The sequence below is a fragment of the Streptomyces sp. NPDC085937 genome, from assembly GCF_044540535.1.
In the GTDB taxonomy this organism is placed as follows: Bacteria; Actinomycetota; Actinomycetes; order Streptomycetales; family Streptomycetaceae; genus Streptomyces.
In genome coordinates, this window is sequence record NZ_JBITSH010000026.1 from 13,898 (window position 1) to 30,177 (window position 16,280).

The window sequence follows — 16,280 nt, forward strand, 5'->3', positions numbered from 1 at the left end:
CCCCGGGGGAAGGGGCCGGTGGGGGACCTACGGGGTGGGCTCCGGGAGCGCCGTCAGGGCGGTGGCCGCCCGTTCGGTGATCTCCTCGGGGCTGCCCGCCACGTCCACGGCGACCCCGGCCTCGTCCCGCCCCAGCGGCTGGAGCGTGGCGAACTGGGAGTCGAGCAGTGCCGTGGGCATGAAGTGCCCCTTGCGGTGCGACATCCGGTCCTCCACGAGCGCGCGGTCACCGGTGAGGTGCACGAAGACCACGCCCGGTGCGGCGGCCCGCAGCCGGTCACGGTACGACCGCTTCAGCGCCGAGCAGCTCACCACGCCGCCCAGACCCGCACGCTGCTGCGCCCAGTCGCCGATGGCGTCCAGCCAGGGCCACCGGTCGTCGTCGGTGAGCGGGGTGCCGGCCGACATCTTGGCGATGTTGCGCTGCGGGTGGAAGTCGTCGCCCTCGGCGTACGGGACGCCGAGGCGGGCCGCGAGCAGGGGACCGATGGTGGTCTTGCCCGTCCCGGCGACGCCCATGACCACGACGACGTGGGGGGTGTTCATCGCTGCCTCACTGTCTGCTGTCTTCGTCGACACCTGATGTCGACGGCAACTGAAACTCATAAGTACGACGACTTCAAGAGTCTGTGACGAATAAGTCTGACTTTTTAATCGTGTGATCCGCCCCGTACTCTGAGTGCATGAGCACCACGGGCCGGGGGCTGCACGGCCGCGTACTGGACACCCTCGGCCCCGAGATCACCGCCGGCGAATACCCGCCCGGCAGTGTCCTGCGCACCGACGAGCTCGCCCAGCGTTTCGACGTGTCGCGCTCCGTGATGCGCGAGGTGGTCCGCGTCCTGGAGTCCATGCACCTGGTGGAGTCGCGGCGCCGCGTCGGCGTGACCGTCCTGCCGGCCTGCGAGTGGAACGTGTACGACCCGCAGGTCATCCGCTGGCGCCTGGCCGGCGCCGACCGCCCCCGCCAGCTGCGCTCCCTCACCGTGCTGCGCTCCGCGATCGAACCGGTCGCGGCGGGCCTGGCCGCGCGCAACGCCACGGCCGAGCAGTGCGCCGAACTCACCGAGTGCGCCCTCGGAATGGTCGCCCACTCGCGCGGACACAAGCTGGAGGGCTACCTCCTCCACGACGTGGCGTTCCACCGCGTGATCCTGACCGCCTCCGGCAACGAGATGTTCGCCCGCCTCGGCGACGTCGTCGCGGAGGTGCTGGCCGGACGCACCCACCACGATGTCATGTTCGAGGACCCCGACCCGGCCGCCGTCACCCTGCACGTCCAGCTCGCCGAAGCGGTCCGCGCCCGCGACGCGGCCCGCGCGGAGGAACTCACCCGGGAGATCACCGAGGGCGCCCTCCAGGAACTGGACGTCCTGGCGCCGTAGCGCCGCCGGATCCGGCTACTCCGGGAAGTCGCCGTCGACGTACACCCAGGCGCCGTCGACGCGTTCGAAGCGGCTGCGTTCGTGCAGGGAGCCGCCCCGGTAGGAGGCGCGGAAGGTCACCGTGCCGGTGGTGTGGAAGGGGGAGCCGGCCTCCGTCGCCAGGATCTCCAGCCCGGTCCAGCGCGTCCCCGGGTCGAGGTCCAGCCGGGCGGGCCGCGTCCGCGGGTGCCAGGTCCGCAGCAGATACGCCCCGTCCTGCCGCACGAACGCGCAGTACCGCGACCGCATCAGCCGCTCGGCGGTGGGCGCGGCGGCGGTTCCGCCGTGGAAGCGGCCGCAGCACTCCTCGTAGGTCTCGGGGAGGCCGCAGGGGCAGGACGTGCGAGACGTCATGAGGCACCTTCCGTACAACGGCCGAGGGCCGCGACCTCGCGGTCGCGGCCCTCGTGTTCCAAGTGTCCGAGGGGGGACTTGAACCCCCACGCCCGATAAAGGGCACTAGCACCTCAAGCTAGCGCGTCTGCCATTCCGCCACCCGGACAAGGTGTCTGTCGCGCGGGTTTCCCCCCGCGGCGACGACGTAAACATTACCAGGTGTTCAGGGGTGGCCGATCACCCCCGCCCGCCGCGCCGCCGCGTGAACGGCGCGTGACGGGCCGGGCCGGGTCTTGGGGCGGGCCCGCGAGCGAGGGAGGATGAGGGGGACCCACCAGCGGGAACACCAGCAGCGGGAGGAAGCACGTGAGCCAGACGGACCCGGCCAAGGGCGTCACCGGTGAGGACGAGGTCGTGGACCTCTGCCGCGAGCTGATCCGGATCGACACCAGCAACTACGGCGACCACTCCGGCCCCGGCGAGCGCAAGGCGGCCGAGTACGTGGCCGAGAAGCTCGCCGAAGTGGGCCTGGAGCCGCAGATCTTCGAGTCCCACCCGGGACGCGCCTCCACGATCGCCCGGATCGAGGGCGAGGACCCCTCGCGGCCCGCCCTGCTCATCCACGGCCACACCGACGTCGTCCCCGCCAACGCCGACGACTGGACCCACCACCCCTTCTCCGGCGAGATCGCCGACGGATGCGTGTGGGGACGCGGGGCCGTCGACATGAAGGACATGGACGCGATGACCCTCGCGGTCGTCCGTGAGCGCATGCGCAGCGGCCGCAAGCCCCCGCGCGACGTCGTCCTCGCCTTCCTCGCCGACGAGGAGGCCGGCGGCACCTACGGCGCCAAGCACCTGGTGCACAAGCACCCCGAGCTGTTCGACGGCGTCAGCGAGGCGATCGGCGAGGTCGGCGGCTTCTCCTTCACCGTCAACGAGAAGCTGCGCCTCTACCTCGTGGAGACCGCCGAGAAGGGCATGCACTGGATGCGGCTCACCGTCGACGGCACGGCCGGCCACGGCTCGATGACCAACGACGACAACGCCATCACCGAACTGTGCGAGGCCGTGGCCCGGCTCGGCCGCCACAAGTGGCCGGTCAGGGTCACCAAGACCGTCCGCGCCTTCCTGGACGAGCTCTCCGACGCGCTCGGCACCGAGCTCGACCCGGAGAACATGGACGAGACCCTGGCCAAGCTGGGCGGCATCGCCCGCATGATCGGCACCACCCTGCGCAACTCGGCGGCGCCCACCCAGCTCGGCGCCGGCTACAAGGTCAACGTCATCCCCGGCCAGGCCACCGCGCACGTCGACGGCCGCTTCCTGCCCGGCTACGAGGAGGAGTTCCTCGCCGACCTCGACCGCATCCTCGGCCCGCGCGTGCGGCGCGAGGACGTGCACTCCGACAAGGCGCTGGAGACCGACTTCGACGGCCGGCTGGTCGACGCCATGCAGACCGCGCTCAGCGCCGAGGACCCGATCGCGCGCGCCGTGCCCTACATGCTCTCCGGCGGCACCGACGCCAAGTCCTTCGACGACCTGGGCATCCGCTGCTTCGGCTTCGCGCCGCTGAAGCTGCCCCCGGAGCTGGACTTCGCGGGCATGTTCCACGGTGTCGACGAGCGGGTGCCGGTGGACGGCCTCAAGTTCGGCGTCCGTGTGCTCGACCGATTCCTGGACGCGTCCTGAGGTGTGTTCCGGCGAGCGCCGGTGATCTCAGGAATCGGGCAGACGTACGGAGTTGACCGGGAAGAGTGAATGCGACCATAAGCTCGTAGCCTCATTACTTCCTCCTCGTTACCCGTGATGTGATCCGCGACTTTGGATCACATTGCCAACTAGGAGGAATACATGCTGAAGAAGGTCGTCGCCGTCGCGGCCGCCACCGGTGGTCTGGTTCTCGCGGGCGCGGGCATGGCCGCTGCCGACTCGGGTGCCCAGGGTGCCGCCGTGCACTCCCCGGGCGTCCTGTCCGGCAACGTCGTGCAGGTGCCGGTTCACGTTCCCGTGAACGTCTGCGGCAACACGATCTCCGTGATCGGGCTGCTGAACCCCGCCTTCGGCAACACCTGCGTCAACGCGTGATGTCGTGTCTCGCCCTCTAGGGAACACCCGCTGAGGGTTCGAGCCCGTCGGCCCCGGAGCGCGCGCCATGCGCTCCGGGGCCGACCGGTTCCCCCCATACGTCGAGAATCCGGGACGCGGCGGACGCCGCCTCCCGGCAGCAGGTCCGAGGACAGGGAATTCATCACATGCGACAGGTCACCCGCAAGGGCTTGATGACCATGGCCGCCGCCACCGGTGTGCTCGCCGCCGCGGGCGGGGCCGCCGCCCACGCCGACTCCGGGGCGACGGGCGGGGCCAACGGCTCGCCGGGCGTGCTCTCCGGCAACGTGGTGCAGGCCCCGGTGCACGTGCCGGTGAACGTCTGCGGCAACACGGTCAATGTCGTCGGGATCCTCAACCCGGCGGTGGGCAACGCCTGCGCCAACAAGGGCGGCTCCGGCGGCCACGGCGGCTCGCACGCCCACGGCAAGGCGAAGGGTTCGCCCGGCGTGGCCTCCGGCAACGTCGTGCAGGTTCCGGTGCACGTGCCGGTGAACGTCTGCGGCAACAGCGTCGACGTCATCGGCGTGGGCAACGGCACGGGCGACAACGGCTGCGCCAACACGGGGCACGGCGGCGGGGAGCCGGGGGAGCCGGGTAACCCCGGTGAACCGGGAGAGCCCGGTGAGCCTGGTAACCCTGGTGAGCCGGGCAACCCGGGGGAGCCCGGCAACCCGGGGGAGCCGGGTAACCCCGGTGAGCCGGGGGAGCCCGGTGAGCCCGGCAACCCGGGGGAACCCGGTAACCCCGGTGAGCCCGGTAACCCGGGTGAGCCCGGGACCCCCGGCACCCCGGGCGGCCCCTCGTCCGGCAACCAGCCGGGCGCCCAGTCCGGCCCGCAGGGCGACGCGGAACTCGCCCAGACCGGCAGCGAGCTGCCGATGGGCCTTGTGCTGCCCGTCGGCGCGGGTGCGCTGCTCGCCGGCGCGGTCCTCTACCGCAAGGCGCGCGCCGCGGCGTGATCTCGGACACACGGAGCGGACCCCGCGACAGAACGCGGGGTCCGCTCCACCTGTTGACTCCGGTCGGGCGCGCTCAGCTCACCAGGTGGCGCGCACCTGGCGGATGATCCGCCGTCGCAGCCGCACCCTGCGGCTGCCGTCACGCATCAGCGTCAGGCGGTACAACTCCCAGTGACCGTACTCGGCATGGTCCGTCAGCAGACGCGCCGTCTCCTTGCGGGACACCCCGCGCGGCACGTACACGTCGGCGAATTCGTATTCCGGCATCGCATCTATTGTGCGGGCCGGCCCCCGGTACGGATAGCGTCTGCACTATGTCTGATGCTGCGCAGCCCACCGCTGCCGAGGTACGTGCCGCCGCCGAGGCGGTGAAGACCGCGATCGACCGCCACCTGGCCGCGGTCGAGAGCCGGTCGGGGGACGACGACCCGGCCGTCTACGAGGCCTTCAACCAGCTGGCCGCGGCCGCGGAGACGTACGACGAACTGCTCTACGACCGCTACGACGAGGTCACCCCCTTCGAGATCCCGAGCGCGGAGGAGGCCCTTCCGCCGTACGCCGGGCCCGAGGAACCGAACGCCGTGAGCGTGCTGATCCGCCGCGACTACGCCGTCGCCGAACCGCAGCGGCTGCTGGCGCACGCCCAGCGGATCGAGGAGGCGGACGACGAGAGTCCGGAGGCCTCCGGCACGGTCCACGGGGCGCTCGGCCTGCTGTTCGGCGAGTACGAACCGGACGAGATCGCCTCCCGGCACAAGGAGTTCGGCCTGGAGGAGGGCGACTCCACGCTCTGGGTCACGGCATCGGACGAGATCCCGGACCCGGGGGAGTGGCTCGAGGCGCCCTTCGAGCAGGTGGACCCGGAGACGGTGGTGTGCCGCTTCGACGTCAGTGCGGTCTTCGACGACGACGATGACGGCGAGGACGAGAGCGACGACGACATCGAGGCGGTCCTGGCCCCGGACGAGGAGCTGGAACCACTCGACGCGGACCGCTGACCCCTGCCGGTACAGCGTCAACGGCGGCGGCACCCCGGTGCCGCCGCCGTCCTGCATCCCCGGCCGCCGCGGACCCACGCCGGCCGCCTGCGCCGTCCCGGTGCGTCGCCCACCGCTGACCGCCAGTGATTTGCCGCGCCGACCACCGACCACCCACCGCCCGGCCGTCGACCGCCCGGCCGTCGACCGCCCGGCCCCTCGGCCGTCGACCGCCGGCAGTCTGCCTGGCGGACATCCGGCCCCCGGCCGGCGCGGGCCGCGACGGGCGTCCGCGCCGTCGAGGTGTGTTGCCCGGCCGCCGGCCGCCGGTCGGCAACGGCTCGCTCAGGCGGGCGGCGTCGGCAGTTGGGGGGCCAGCAGCACCGGCAGCCGGGTCGTCCGCGGCTTCGCCGTGACTTCGGCCACGGCGCGGGGCAGGGCCTGGTCGACGCCGTGGACCACCGACAGGTGGCGGTCGGCGCGGCTGAACGCCGTGTAGATCCAAGGGCGGCTCAGCGCGGGCACCGCGTCGCCGGGCAGCACCACGACGGCCGCCGGCCAGCGGGAACCCACCGCCTGGTGCGCGGTCAGCGCCCAGCCGTGCCGCACCGACTGCTCCACGTGTTCCTTCGGCACCACGATCCGTTCGCCCGCGCAGTCCAGGCGCAGGCCCTCGCCGTCCGCCCCGACCACGCGGCCCGGCAGCGTGCGCCCCGGAGCGGGGGAGTACACCACCCGGTCGCCGGGGTCGAAGCCGCCGAAGCGGCCCGGTCCCGGGTTCAGCCGCTCCTTCAGTGCCGCGTTCAGCACACGGGTCCCGACCGCGCCGCCGTGCCCCGGCGTGATGACCTGCGTCTCCTCCGCGGGAACCCCGATGGCCCGCGGCACCGAGTCCACCACCAGCTGCACGGTCCGGTGCACCGCCTCGCCCGCGTCCCGCACGGGCACGATGACGACCTCCTTGCCGGGCGCCTCCACCTGGAGCAGCTCACCGACACCGATCCCCGAGACCAGCTCGCCGAGCGGCCCCGGGTCCGGCCGCCGGGAGGCGATCTGCGGACAGGCCCGCACCGCCAGCAGGTCCGCGAACACCCGCCCGGGACCCACCGACCACAGCACCCCGGGGTCACCGGACAGCACGAGGCGCGCCCCGTCCGGCAGCGACTCCGTGAGCAGCGCGCCCGTCTCCACGTCCAGCTGCGGCGCGTCCAGCACCACCAGCAGATCCAGGGCCAGCGCGCCCTCCGGGTCCCGCCCGGGTCCCTCGGCACCGGACAGCAGCCCGGCGACCGTGGCGACGCCGGGGCCGTCCACCCGGTCGGCGAACCGGGTCCGCCCGACCGGGCCGTGCGTGGCGGCCCAGGCGCGCAGCCCCATGGCGTGCGCCGCGTCCAGGAGGGCGGCCGGCTCGGCCAGGGCGGCCTCCCCACCGGTGTGCAGCACCAGTCCGTGCCCCGCGACCGCGCGGATCAGCTCGCCGGCGGAACCCTCCGCCGTGGCGGCCGCGTGCTCCCAGTCCTCGCCCGCCCCGTCCTGCTTGGGCACCGAGTTGATCAGCCGGGCCAGGCCGTCGGTGAGGCTCTCCTCGGCCAGTGCGCAGCGCTCCAGGCCCACCAGCACCTGGACCGGCTGCTCCTCGCCCTCCGCGGCCCCGTCCTCGCCCCCGTCCTCCCCGGCGGCGTCACCCAGGCCGTCCTGGAAGACCAGGACGTCGCCCTCGGCGATGGCGTCGCGCACCGCGTCCTCGGGAGCGGGCACCCCCTGCCGGCCGAGTGCCTCGGTGAGCGCGGCCATCTCCAGCACCGTGTGCCCGGCGGGCGCGGCCTGCTCCAGCAGCCAGACGGTGACGGCCCGCCCCCGCCGCCCGTCGGCGGGCCCGGCCTCCCCGCCGAGCAGCGCCCGCGCGAACCCGTCCGCCTGCTCCGGCCGCACCCCCGGCACCCGCAGCAGCTGCCAGGGATCGTCCCGCAGCACGCGCGCGGCACCCTCCCCGAGCACGGAAGCGGCCGGGGCGGCGAGAGCGGCGGGCGCACCGCCCCGGGCCAGCACCTCCCGGACCTCCCCGACGGTGCCCTCGGCGGGGGTCGCGGGCCCCTGGCTCACCACCGGGGCCCGCCGCTGCGGCTCGGGCGCGGGACGCCGGGGCGCCGGGGCGGCCTCCTCGAACACGGTGGCGGGCGGCTTCTCGCCGCTCTCCACGGCCCGTACGGCGGCGAGCAGGTCCGCGGCCGTGCCGCTCAGCGCGGTCCCGGCGGCGATCGGGCCTTGACGCTCCGCCTTCCGCCGCTCGATCCGCTCCCGCTCCAGGCGCTGCGCGGCCAGCTCGGCCTCGGCCTCGGACACCTGCGCGCCCTCGGCGGGCGCGTCGTCCGCCGCGCTCTTCGGCTCCTCCGGGGTCTCGGGCGTGCTCACAGCGTGCTCCAGTCGTGATCGGGATAGCGGTGCACGGGAGCCGACACGTCGTCGAGCGCCCGGCAGATCTCGTCAGGAAGACTAAGCGCCTCCACTGACAACGCCGCCGACAGCTGCTGTGCCGTGCGGGCGCCCACGACGGGCGCGGTCACCCCGGGCCGGTCGCGGACCCAGGCGAGCGCCACCTGCAGCGCGGTCACGGCGAGCCCGTCGGCCGCGGTCGTCACGGCGTCCACGATCCGGCTCGCCGTGTCGTCCAGGTAGGGGGCGACGAACGGCGCGAGGTGCTCCGAGGCGCCGCGCGAGTCCGCCGGGGTGGCGTCGTTGCGGTACTTGCCGGTGAGCACGCCCCGCCCGAGCGGGGAGGACGGCAGCATGCCGATGCCCAGGTCGATCGCGGCGGGCAGCACCTCACGCTCCACCCCGCGCTGCAGCAGGGAGTACTCCATCTGGGTGCTCGCCAGGCGGGTGCGCGCGCCGGGCGCGGCCAGCTGCCAGGTCGCCGCCTTGGCGAGCTGCCAGCCGCAGTAGTTGGAGACGCCCGCGTAGCGTGCCCGGCCGCTGGAGACGGCGATGTCCAGCGCCTGGAGCGTCTCCTCCAGCGGGGTGGCGGGGTCGTAGGCGTGGACGTGCCACACGTCGACGTAGTCGGTGCCGAGGCGGGCCAGGGAGGCGTCCAGGGCGGACAGCAGATGCCCGCGTGAGCCGTCGAACCGGCGGTCGGGGTCGGGCACGCTGCCGGCCTTGGTGGAGATCACCAGGTCCCGGCGCGGCACCAGCCCGTCCATCAGCCGTCCGAGCAGGTATTCGGCGTCCCCGTCGCCGTACACGTCGGCCGTGTCGACGAGCGTCCCGCCGGCGTCCCAGAACGTCTTCAAGAGCTCTGCCGCGTCGTGCTCGTCGGTGTCACGGCCCCAGGTGAGGGTCCCGAGCCCGATCCGGGACACACGCAGGCCGGTACGGCCGAGATGCCTCTGCTCCATGAACGCCGAGATTACTGGCCAGAGCGTTGCGTGTGGGGGCCTGTGGACAACCGTTTTCCGGGCGCCGCGCGACGGCTGCGGCCATCGGCCGGCACCGCGCCACCGGCCCCGCGGGCACCCCACCCGCGACCACCGGAGGTATAAGGTCGGCGCACACATCACGTTACTGATCGGTAAGGGGAGACGGCCATGCAGCTAGGGATCAACCTCGGCTACTGGGGCGCCGGAATGGACGCGGACAACCTCGCCGTGGCCCAGGAGGCCGACCGGCTCGGCTACGCGGTCTGCTGGGCCGCCGAGGCCTACGGCTCCGACGCCGCCACCGTCCTCGCCTTTGTCGCCGCCCGCACCGAGCGCATCGACGTCGGCTCCGCCATCTTCCAGATCCCGGCCCGCCAGCCGGCCATGACCGCGATGACCGCGGCCACCCTGGACTCCCTCTCCGGCGGCCGCTTCCGCCTCGGCCTGGGCGTCTCCGGCCCGCAGGTCTCCGAAGGCTGGTACGGCGTGAAGTTCGACAAGCCGCTCGCCCGCACCCGCGAGTACGTCGAGATCATCCGCAGGGCGATGACCCGTGAGCGCCTCTCCTTCGACGGTGAGCACTGGACCCTGCCCCTCCCCGGCGGCCCGGGCAAGCCCCTGAAGCTCACCGTGCACCCGCAGCGCGAGCACATCCCGCTGTACATCGCCGCGATCGGCCCGAAGAACCTGGAGCAGACCGGCGAGATCGCCGACGGCGCCCTGCTGATCTTCCCGTCCGCCGAGCACCTGGAGGACACCGCCGTCCGCCACCTGCGCGCGGGCCGGGAGAAGGCCGGCAAGACCCTCGACGGCTTCGACATCTGCCCCACGCTCCCGCTCGCCGTGGGTGACGACAAGGACCTCGCCACGCTCGCCGACACCTTCCGCCCCTACACGGCGCTGTACGTCGGCGGCATGGGCAGCCGCAAGCAGAACTTCTACAACCAGCTCGCCCGGCGCATGGGCTACGAGCAGGAGGCCGCCGAGATCCAGGACAAGTACCTGTCCGGCGACAAGCAGGGCGCTGCCGCCGCCGTCCCGCACGACCTGATCGACGGCACCACCCTGCTCGGTTCGGTCGACCGCATCGCCGACCGCATGAAGGCCTACGCCGCCGCCGGGGTCACCACCCTCACCCTCGCCCCGGCCGGCTTCACCCTCGACGAGCGGCTCTCCTCGCTGCGCGCCGGCGTCGAGGCGCTGGAGCGCGCGGGCCTCGCCTGACCCGACCGTACGGCCGCCGCCGCGTCCCGCGCGGCGGCGGCCTGGGTTCCGCGGCCGTGGTGGGGGCTCGGGGGTCGACCCCGCCACGGCCGTCATCCACCTCAACGCCCGCCGGCCCCCCGGGGTTACGCGCCCCCGCACCTCCGCGTACCACCCCCGCGCCCCGCACTGCGCCCCCGCACCGCGTCCCGTCCGCCCGCGCGTACGCGTCCGCGCACCCCTCCCGCGCTTCGGTTCACCCCTTCTCTCCCCGCACGTACTCCAATTGGCGGAGTTGTCCGCCGCACCTGTTGCCGCACCCCCACCGGCGCACTTGACTCCAACTTTGCGGAACTGTGGACGTGCGGACCGCGGACCTGCGGACGCCGCGGAGAGGTGGCCTCATGCTGTCGGCGAAAAGCCTGTTCCAGGAGATCCTCGACAACGACGAGTCGTTCGCGTTGTTCTGTTCGATCGCCGCGAGCGGCGAATCCCAGGGCGGCTGGGAGAACGCCCGCATCGCCGCGCTCGTGCCCGAGACCCAGCGTGATCTGGCCCCCAAGATCACCCGGCACGGCGCCGACGAGGACAAGCACGGCCGGATCTTCAACGCCCTGCTCAAGAAGCGCGGCCTGGAACCCGTCCCGGTCCCGCCGGAGACCGACTACACGATGCTGCTGGAGCGCAACGGCATCGGCCTGGCGCACGACCAGCTCAAGCGTGACGAGCCGCTCACCGTGCAGGACATCGTCACCTACCTCGCCCACAGCCGGGTCACCGAGCAGCGCGCCTCCGAGCAGATGGAACTGCTCCGCAAGCACTTCGCCGACCATCCCGACCTCGGCCGCGCGGTGCGGATGATCTCCAACGACGAGGACAACCACCTGGCCTACTGCCACGAGGAACTGCTGCGCTTCGCCTACGCGGGACACGGCCGTGCCATCCAGCGCACCCTGCGTGAGTGCGCGCTCGCCGAGATCCGCGTCTACCGCGACGTCAGCCTCGCGGTGATGGCGCACATGGGCCGCGTCCTGGGCTGGTCCCGGCCGAAGGCGGCGCTCCTCGCCCTCGGTATCCACGCCGTGTATCTCTACGAACGCCTGGGCGGCTGGCGCCGCATGGTCTCGCTGCGCATGCCCGAGCGGCGCGACGCGCTGGGCGGCCCGGCGACCCCGGAACCGGAAGCGGCCTGACCGGCCCTACAGCCACCCCCGGCGTTTGAAGGTGCGGAACAGCAGCACCTCCAGGGCGGCCATCGCCGCGATGACCACGGGATACGACCACCTCCAGTGCAGCTCGGGCATGTGCTCGAAGTTCATCCCGTAGATCCCCGCGATCATCGTGGGGACCACGGCCATGGCCGCCCACGCGGAGATCTTCCGCATGTCGTCGTTCTGCTGCACACCCACCTGCGCCAGGTGCGCCGACAGGACGTCCGAGACCAGCCGGTCCAGGCCCTCCACCGACTCGTTCACCCGCGTGAGGTGGTCGTGCACGTCACGGAAGTACGGCCGCGCCCCGTCCTCCACGAACGGCACCCGCGCCCCGGTCGTGCCGGCCCCCGCGAGCCGGGCCATGGGCGCCGTGAGCGGCACGGTGGCCCGGCGGAACTCCAGGATCTGCCGCTTGAAGCCGTAGATCCGGGACGCGGTCTTGCGCGAACCGCCCGCGTCGGGGGTGAAGACCTCCGTCTCCAGCTCCTCCAGGTCGGTCTGCAGCTCGGTCGCCACCTCCAGGTAGTGGTCGACCACGGCGTCGGCGACCGCGTACAGCACCGCCGTCGCACCCTCGCCCAGCAGGTCCGGCTCCCGCTCCAGGCGGTCCCGCACCGCGTCCAGAGGGGCACCCTCCCCGTGCCGTACGCTCACCGCGAACGAGTCGCCCAGGAAGATCATGATTTCGCCGGAGGAGACGGTGTCGCTGTCCGGTTCGTACACCACCGGCTTGAGGACCACGAACACCGAGTCGTCGTAGACCTCCAGCTTGGGCCGCTGATGCGCCTTGAGGGCGTCCTCCACCGCCAGCGGATGCAGCCCGAACTCCCGTGCGACCAGGTCGAACTCCTCCGCCGTCGGCTCGTGCAGCCCGATCCAGACGAAACCCCCCGCCGACCGTGCCTCGTCCAGCGCGTCGGAGAAGTCCTTGGGGCCCTCCGACCGGTGCCCCTCCCGGTAGACGCCACAGTCGACGATCACGAAACGTGTCCTCCCTTCCCGGCAGGTCCCCTGCCGTCCCGTCCTGTTCCCATGCCCGGCGGCCGCCCGGTTCCCCTCCCGCGCCGGATCCCGCGCGCGCCGGTGCGCCTACCCTGGGCCGCATGCCCACGTTGCTCCTGGTCCGGCACGGACGATCCACCGCCAACACCGAAGGACTGCTCGCCGGCTGGACGCCCGGCGTCCACCTCGACGACCGCGGCACCGCGCAGGCAGCCGCACTGCCCGGAAGGCTCGCTCCCGTGCCCCTGGCCGAGGTCGTCACCAGCCCGCTCGACCGGTGCCGGGAGACCGTCGGACCGCTGCTCGAGGCCCGTCCCGGCCTCACCCACCACACCGACGACCGCATCGGCGAGTGCCACTACGGCGACTGGACGGGCCGCAAACTCGCCGAACTCAAGGACGAGCCGCTGATGGACGTGGTGCAGGCGCACCCGTCGGCCGCCGCCTTCCCCGGCGGGGAGTCCATGCGCGCGATGCAGACGCGCGCCGCCGAGGCGGTGCGCGAGTGGAACGCGCGCGTGGAGCGCGACCACGGCGCCGACGCCGTGTATCTGATGTGCTCGCACGGCGACATCATCAAGTCTCTGGTGGCGGACGCCCTCGGACTTCATCTCGACCTCTTCCAGCGGATCTCCGTCGAACCGTGTTCCATCACCGCGATCCGTTACACCCGGCTGCGGCCGTTTCTCCTGCGCCTCGGTGACACCGGCGACTTCGCTTCCCTGGCGCCGCGCGAGGAGCCGCCGGCCGGCGACGCCACCGTGGGGGGCGACGCGGGCGCACCGTGATCGTTCCCCGCAGTAGGGTGAAGCGACCGCAGAGTTGCGTTCCGATCCACCCCTCGCCCGTTCCCCGACTCTCAATGGAGACAGGACGTGTCCCGTCAGGTGTTCCTCTACGACCAACCGGAACGTTTCGTGGCCGGCACGGTCGGACTGCCAGGGCGCCGTACGTTCTTCCTCCAGGCCACCGCCGGCTCCCGGGTGACCAGCGTGGCCCTGGAGAAGACACAGGTCGCGGCGCTCGCCGAGCGGATGGACGAACTGCTCGACGAGGTCGTACGGCGCAGCGGCGGCAGCGCGTCGGTGCCCGCCATGGCACCGACCGAGATCACCGACACCGCCCCGCTGGACACCCCCGTCGAGGAGGAGTTCCGCGTCGGCACCATGGCGCTCGCCTGGGACGGCGAGGAGCAGCGGATGATCGTGGAGGCGCAGGCCCTCGTCGAACTGGACGCCGAATCCGAGGAGGACCTCGCCGAGGCGGAGGAGCGGCTGCTCCAGGACGAGGAGAACGGCCCCCCGATGCTCCGCGTCCGCCTCACGGGGGCGCAGGCGCGGGCGTTCGCCAAGCGTGCCCTGGACGTCGTCAACGCGGGCCGCCCGCCGTGCCCGCTGTGCAGTCTCCCGCTCGACCCGGAAGGACACGTATGTCCGCGCCAGAACGGATACCGCCGCGGAGCGTGACCGCCACCGACCCGGCCGCGGCCGAACTGCTCGCCCGCGGCGAGCTGACCGTGCGCGGACGCATCCGTGAGGCGTCGAACGCCGCGCTGTACTGCACCGTCACCGACGGGGACCGCGAGGCCGCCTGCATCTACAAGCCGGTCGCGGGGGAGCGGCCGCTGTGGGACTTCCCCGACGGCACCCTCGCCGGGCGCGAGGTCGCCGCGTACGAGGTCTCCCGGGCGACCGGCTGGGACCTGGTGCCGCCCACCGTGCTGCGCGACGGCCCGTACGGCGAGGGCATGTGCCAGTTGTGGATCGAGACCGCGCCGGGCGACGAGCTGCTCGCCCTGGTCGACGGCGAGGAACCGGGACCGGGCTGGAAGGCGGTCGGCTTCGCCGAGGTCGGCGAGGGCCGCACCGCGCTGCTCGTGCACGCCGACGACGACCGGCTGCGCCGTCTCTCCGTGCTCGACGCGGTGATCAACAACGCCGACCGCAAGGGCGGGCACCTGCTGCCCACGGCGGAGGGCCCGCTGTACGGCATCGACCACGGTGTCACCTTCAACGCCGAGAACAAGCTGCGCACGCTGCTGTGGGGCTGGGCGGGGGAGCCGCTGACGGAGGAGGCCCTGGACGTCCTCAAGGCCCTGCGGGCGGCCCTCGCCACCTCCGGCCCCCTCACCACCGTCCTGGCCCCGCTGATCACCCCCGCGGAGATCGAGGCGACCCGCGCCCGCGTGGAGACCCTGCTCACCACCGGGACCCATCCGGAACCGGGCACCGAGTGGCCGGCCATCCCCTGGCCCCCGGTCTGACGGGCCCCGCCGCCGTCCCCGGCCGGGTCGGGCACGGCGCGCCGTGCCGCGCAAGAGCGCCTTCCCGGCCATACGGCCCGTTCCGGTTCGTATCTGGAACTCGGGTCCGGTTAGGCTCATGACATGCATGCCTGGCCCGCTTCCGAAGTCCCCGCCCTGCCCGGTCAGGGCCGCGACCTGAGGATCCACGACACCGCGACCGGCGGTCCGGTCGCCCTCGACCCCGGTCCCGTCGCCCGTCTCTACGTCTGCGGCATCACGCCCTACGACGCCACGCACATCGGACACGCGGCTACGTACAACGCGTTCGACCTCGTGCAGCGCGTGTGGCTCGACAACAAGCGGCAGGTCCACTACGTCCAGAACGTCACCGACGTCGACGACCCGCTGCTGGAGCGGGCCGAGCGCGACGGCGTCGACTGGACCGCGCTCGCCGAGCAGGAGACCGCCCTGTTCCGCGAGGACATGACGGCCCTGCGGATGCTGCCGCCCCGGCAGTACATAGGCGCGGTCGAGGCCATACCCGGCATCGTCCCGATCGTCGAGCGGCTCCGTGAGCTCGGCGCGACCTACGAGATCGACGGTGACACCTACTTCTCCGTCGAGTCCGACCGGCACTTCGGCCAGGTCTCGCACCTGGACGCCGCCGCCATGCGGCTGCTGTCCGCCGAACGCGGCGGCGACCCGGACCGCCCGGGCAAGAAGAACCCCGTCGACCCGATGCTCTGGATGGCCGCCCGCGAGGGCGAGCCGAGCTGGGACGGCGGCTCGCTCGGCCGGGGCCGCCCCGGCTGGCACATCGAGTGCGTGGCCATCGCCCTCGACTACCTGGGCATGACCTTCGACATCCAGGGCGGCGGCTCCGACCTGGTCTTCCCGCACCACGAGATGGGCGCCTCGCACGCCCAGGTGCTCACCGGCGAGTACCCCATGGCCAAGGCGTACGTGCACGCCGGCATGGTCGCCCTGCACGGCGAGAAGATGTCCAAGTCCAAGGGCAATCTGGTCTTCGTCTCCCAGTTGCGGCGCGAGGGCGTGGACCCGGCGGCGATCCGGCTGGCGCTGCTCGCCCACCACTACCGTTCCGACTGGGAGTGGACCGATCAGGTCCTCCAGGACGCCGTGACCCGGCTCGACCACTGGCGGGCCGCCGTCTCCCGTCCCGACGGACCGCCCGCCGAGGCGCTCGTCGAGGAGATCCGCGACGCCCTCGCGGACGACCTGAACGCGCCGGCCGCCCTGGCCGCCGTCGACCGCTGGACCGTCCTTCAGGAGCAGAGCGGCGGCAGCGACATCGGCGCCCCCGGCGTCGTCTCCCGAGCCGTGGACGCCCTCCTGGGCGTCGCCCTCTGAGGGGCGCGGGGAACTGCGCGG

17 protein-coding genes and 1 tRNA gene are annotated in these 16,280 nt (G+C 72.9%); 11 read left to right on the forward strand and 7 right to left on the reverse strand.

Annotation, left to right across the window (positions count from 1 at the left end; translation table 11 throughout):
* Positions 1-27: 27 nt before the first annotated feature.
* A complete protein-coding gene (locus ACIF8S_RS32795; protein ID WP_349790695.1) occupies positions 28-546 on the reverse strand; it encodes a gluconokinase in 519 nt (172 codons plus the stop codon).
* A gap of 137 nt (positions 547-683) precedes the next feature.
* Between ACIF8S_RS32795 and ACIF8S_RS32800 the strand changes: the two genes are divergently transcribed.
* Entirely contained in the window at positions 684-1,385 is a 702-nt protein-coding gene (locus tag ACIF8S_RS32800) for an FCD domain-containing protein (RefSeq protein WP_349790696.1), read from the forward strand.
* Positions 1,386-1,400: 15 nt separating this feature from the next.
* Here ACIF8S_RS32800 and ACIF8S_RS32805 read toward each other — a convergent pair whose 3' ends face one another.
* Both ACIF8S_RS32805 and ACIF8S_RS32810 read right to left on the reverse strand, forming a co-directional pair.
* On the reverse strand, positions 1,401-1,778 hold the full coding sequence (locus ACIF8S_RS32805) for a YchJ family protein (RefSeq protein ID WP_400004134.1): 378 nt from the start codon (positions 1,776-1,778) through the stop codon (positions 1,401-1,403).
* A gap of 63 nt (positions 1,779-1,841) precedes the next feature.
* Positions 1,842-1,926 (reverse strand) — tRNA-Leu (locus ACIF8S_RS32810).
* A gap of 200 nt (positions 1,927-2,126) precedes the next feature.
* Between ACIF8S_RS32810 and ACIF8S_RS32815 the strand changes: the two genes are divergently transcribed.
* The 3 genes from ACIF8S_RS32815 to ACIF8S_RS32825 all read left to right on the forward strand — a co-directional run bounded on the left by ACIF8S_RS32815 (position 2,127) and on the right by ACIF8S_RS32825 (position 4,831).
* On the forward strand, positions 2,127-3,452 hold the full coding sequence (locus ACIF8S_RS32815) for a M20/M25/M40 family metallo-hydrolase (RefSeq protein ID WP_349790699.1): 1,326 nt from the start codon (positions 2,127-2,129) through the stop codon (positions 3,450-3,452).
* A gap of 162 nt (positions 3,453-3,614) precedes the next feature.
* Positions 3,615-3,848, forward strand: coding sequence for a chaplin ChpH (gene chpH / locus ACIF8S_RS32820; protein WP_006135972.1), 234 nt, complete (start codon positions 3,615-3,617; stop codon positions 3,846-3,848).
* A 167-nt stretch (positions 3,849-4,015) separates the two neighbouring features.
* A complete protein-coding gene (locus ACIF8S_RS32825) occupies positions 4,016-4,831 on the forward strand; it encodes a chaplin family protein (protein WP_400004136.1) in 816 nt (271 codons plus the stop codon).
* Positions 4,832-4,909: 78 nt separating this feature from the next.
* Here the strand turns inward: ACIF8S_RS32825 and ACIF8S_RS32830 are convergent, their stop codons facing one another.
* Positions 4,910-5,098, reverse strand: a complete 189-nt coding sequence (locus ACIF8S_RS32830; RefSeq protein WP_030225438.1) for a DUF5703 family protein — start codon at positions 5,096-5,098, stop codon at positions 4,910-4,912.
* 47 nt (positions 5,099-5,145) lie between these two features.
* On the opposite strand from ACIF8S_RS32830, the gene ACIF8S_RS32835 reads away from it, so the two are divergent.
* Entirely contained in the window at positions 5,146-5,829 is a 684-nt protein-coding gene (locus tag ACIF8S_RS32835; protein ID WP_400004138.1) for a hypothetical protein, read from the forward strand.
* Between the two features lie 324 nt (positions 5,830-6,153).
* Here ACIF8S_RS32835 and ACIF8S_RS32840 read toward each other — a convergent pair whose 3' ends face one another.
* Positions 6,154-8,220, reverse strand: a complete 2,067-nt coding sequence (locus ACIF8S_RS32840) for a helix-hairpin-helix domain-containing protein (protein WP_400004140.1) — start codon at positions 8,218-8,220, stop codon at positions 6,154-6,156.
* Positions 8,217-9,203: an aldo/keto reductase gene (locus ACIF8S_RS32845; protein ID WP_349790703.1), complete on the reverse strand. Its 987-nt coding sequence runs from the start codon at positions 9,201-9,203 to the stop codon at positions 8,217-8,219. The genes ACIF8S_RS32840 and ACIF8S_RS32845 overlap by 4 nt, the downstream gene beginning before the upstream one ends.
* A gap of 189 nt (positions 9,204-9,392) precedes the next feature.
* On the opposite strand from ACIF8S_RS32845, the gene ACIF8S_RS32850 reads away from it, so the two are divergent.
* Together ACIF8S_RS32850 and ACIF8S_RS32855 are read left to right on the forward strand one after the other, a co-directional pair.
* Positions 9,393-10,448: an LLM class F420-dependent oxidoreductase gene (locus ACIF8S_RS32850; RefSeq protein WP_349790704.1), complete on the forward strand. Its 1,056-nt coding sequence runs from the start codon at positions 9,393-9,395 to the stop codon at positions 10,446-10,448.
* A 383-nt stretch (positions 10,449-10,831) separates the two neighbouring features.
* The gene (locus ACIF8S_RS32855) at positions 10,832-11,620 is read left to right on the forward strand and encodes a ferritin-like domain-containing protein (protein WP_400004142.1); all 789 of its coding nucleotides are present in this window, start codon (positions 10,832-10,834) and stop codon (positions 11,618-11,620) included.
* A 6-nt stretch (positions 11,621-11,626) separates the two neighbouring features.
* On the opposite strand, the gene corA is transcribed toward ACIF8S_RS32855, so the two are convergent.
* Complete coding sequence (gene corA / locus ACIF8S_RS32860; protein ID WP_349790706.1) at positions 11,627-12,622, reverse strand: magnesium/cobalt transporter CorA; 996 nt, start codon at positions 12,620-12,622, stop codon at positions 11,627-11,629.
* Between the two features lie 122 nt (positions 12,623-12,744).
* On the opposite strand from corA, the gene ACIF8S_RS32865 reads away from it, so the two are divergent.
* The 4 genes from ACIF8S_RS32865 (at position 12,745) to mshC (ending at position 16,259) form a co-directional block, all read left to right on the forward strand.
* The gene (locus ACIF8S_RS32865) at positions 12,745-13,431 is read left to right on the forward strand and encodes a histidine phosphatase family protein (protein WP_024885199.1); all 687 of its coding nucleotides are present in this window, start codon (positions 12,745-12,747) and stop codon (positions 13,429-13,431) included.
* 87 nt (positions 13,432-13,518) lie between these two features.
* Complete coding sequence (locus tag ACIF8S_RS32870) at positions 13,519-14,109, forward strand: DUF3090 domain-containing protein (RefSeq protein WP_400004145.1); 591 nt, start codon at positions 13,519-13,521, stop codon at positions 14,107-14,109.
* The gene (locus tag ACIF8S_RS32875) at positions 14,073-14,906 is read left to right on the forward strand and encodes an SCO1664 family protein (protein WP_400004146.1); all 834 of its coding nucleotides are present in this window, start codon (positions 14,073-14,075) and stop codon (positions 14,904-14,906) included. The genes ACIF8S_RS32870 and ACIF8S_RS32875 overlap by 37 nt, the downstream gene beginning before the upstream one ends.
* 123 nt (positions 14,907-15,029) lie before the next feature.
* Positions 15,030-16,259, forward strand: coding sequence for a cysteine--1-D-myo-inosityl 2-amino-2-deoxy-alpha-D-glucopyranoside ligase (gene mshC / locus ACIF8S_RS32880; protein ID WP_400004147.1), 1,230 nt, complete (start codon positions 15,030-15,032; stop codon positions 16,257-16,259).
* Positions 16,260-16,280: the final 21 nt, after the last annotated feature.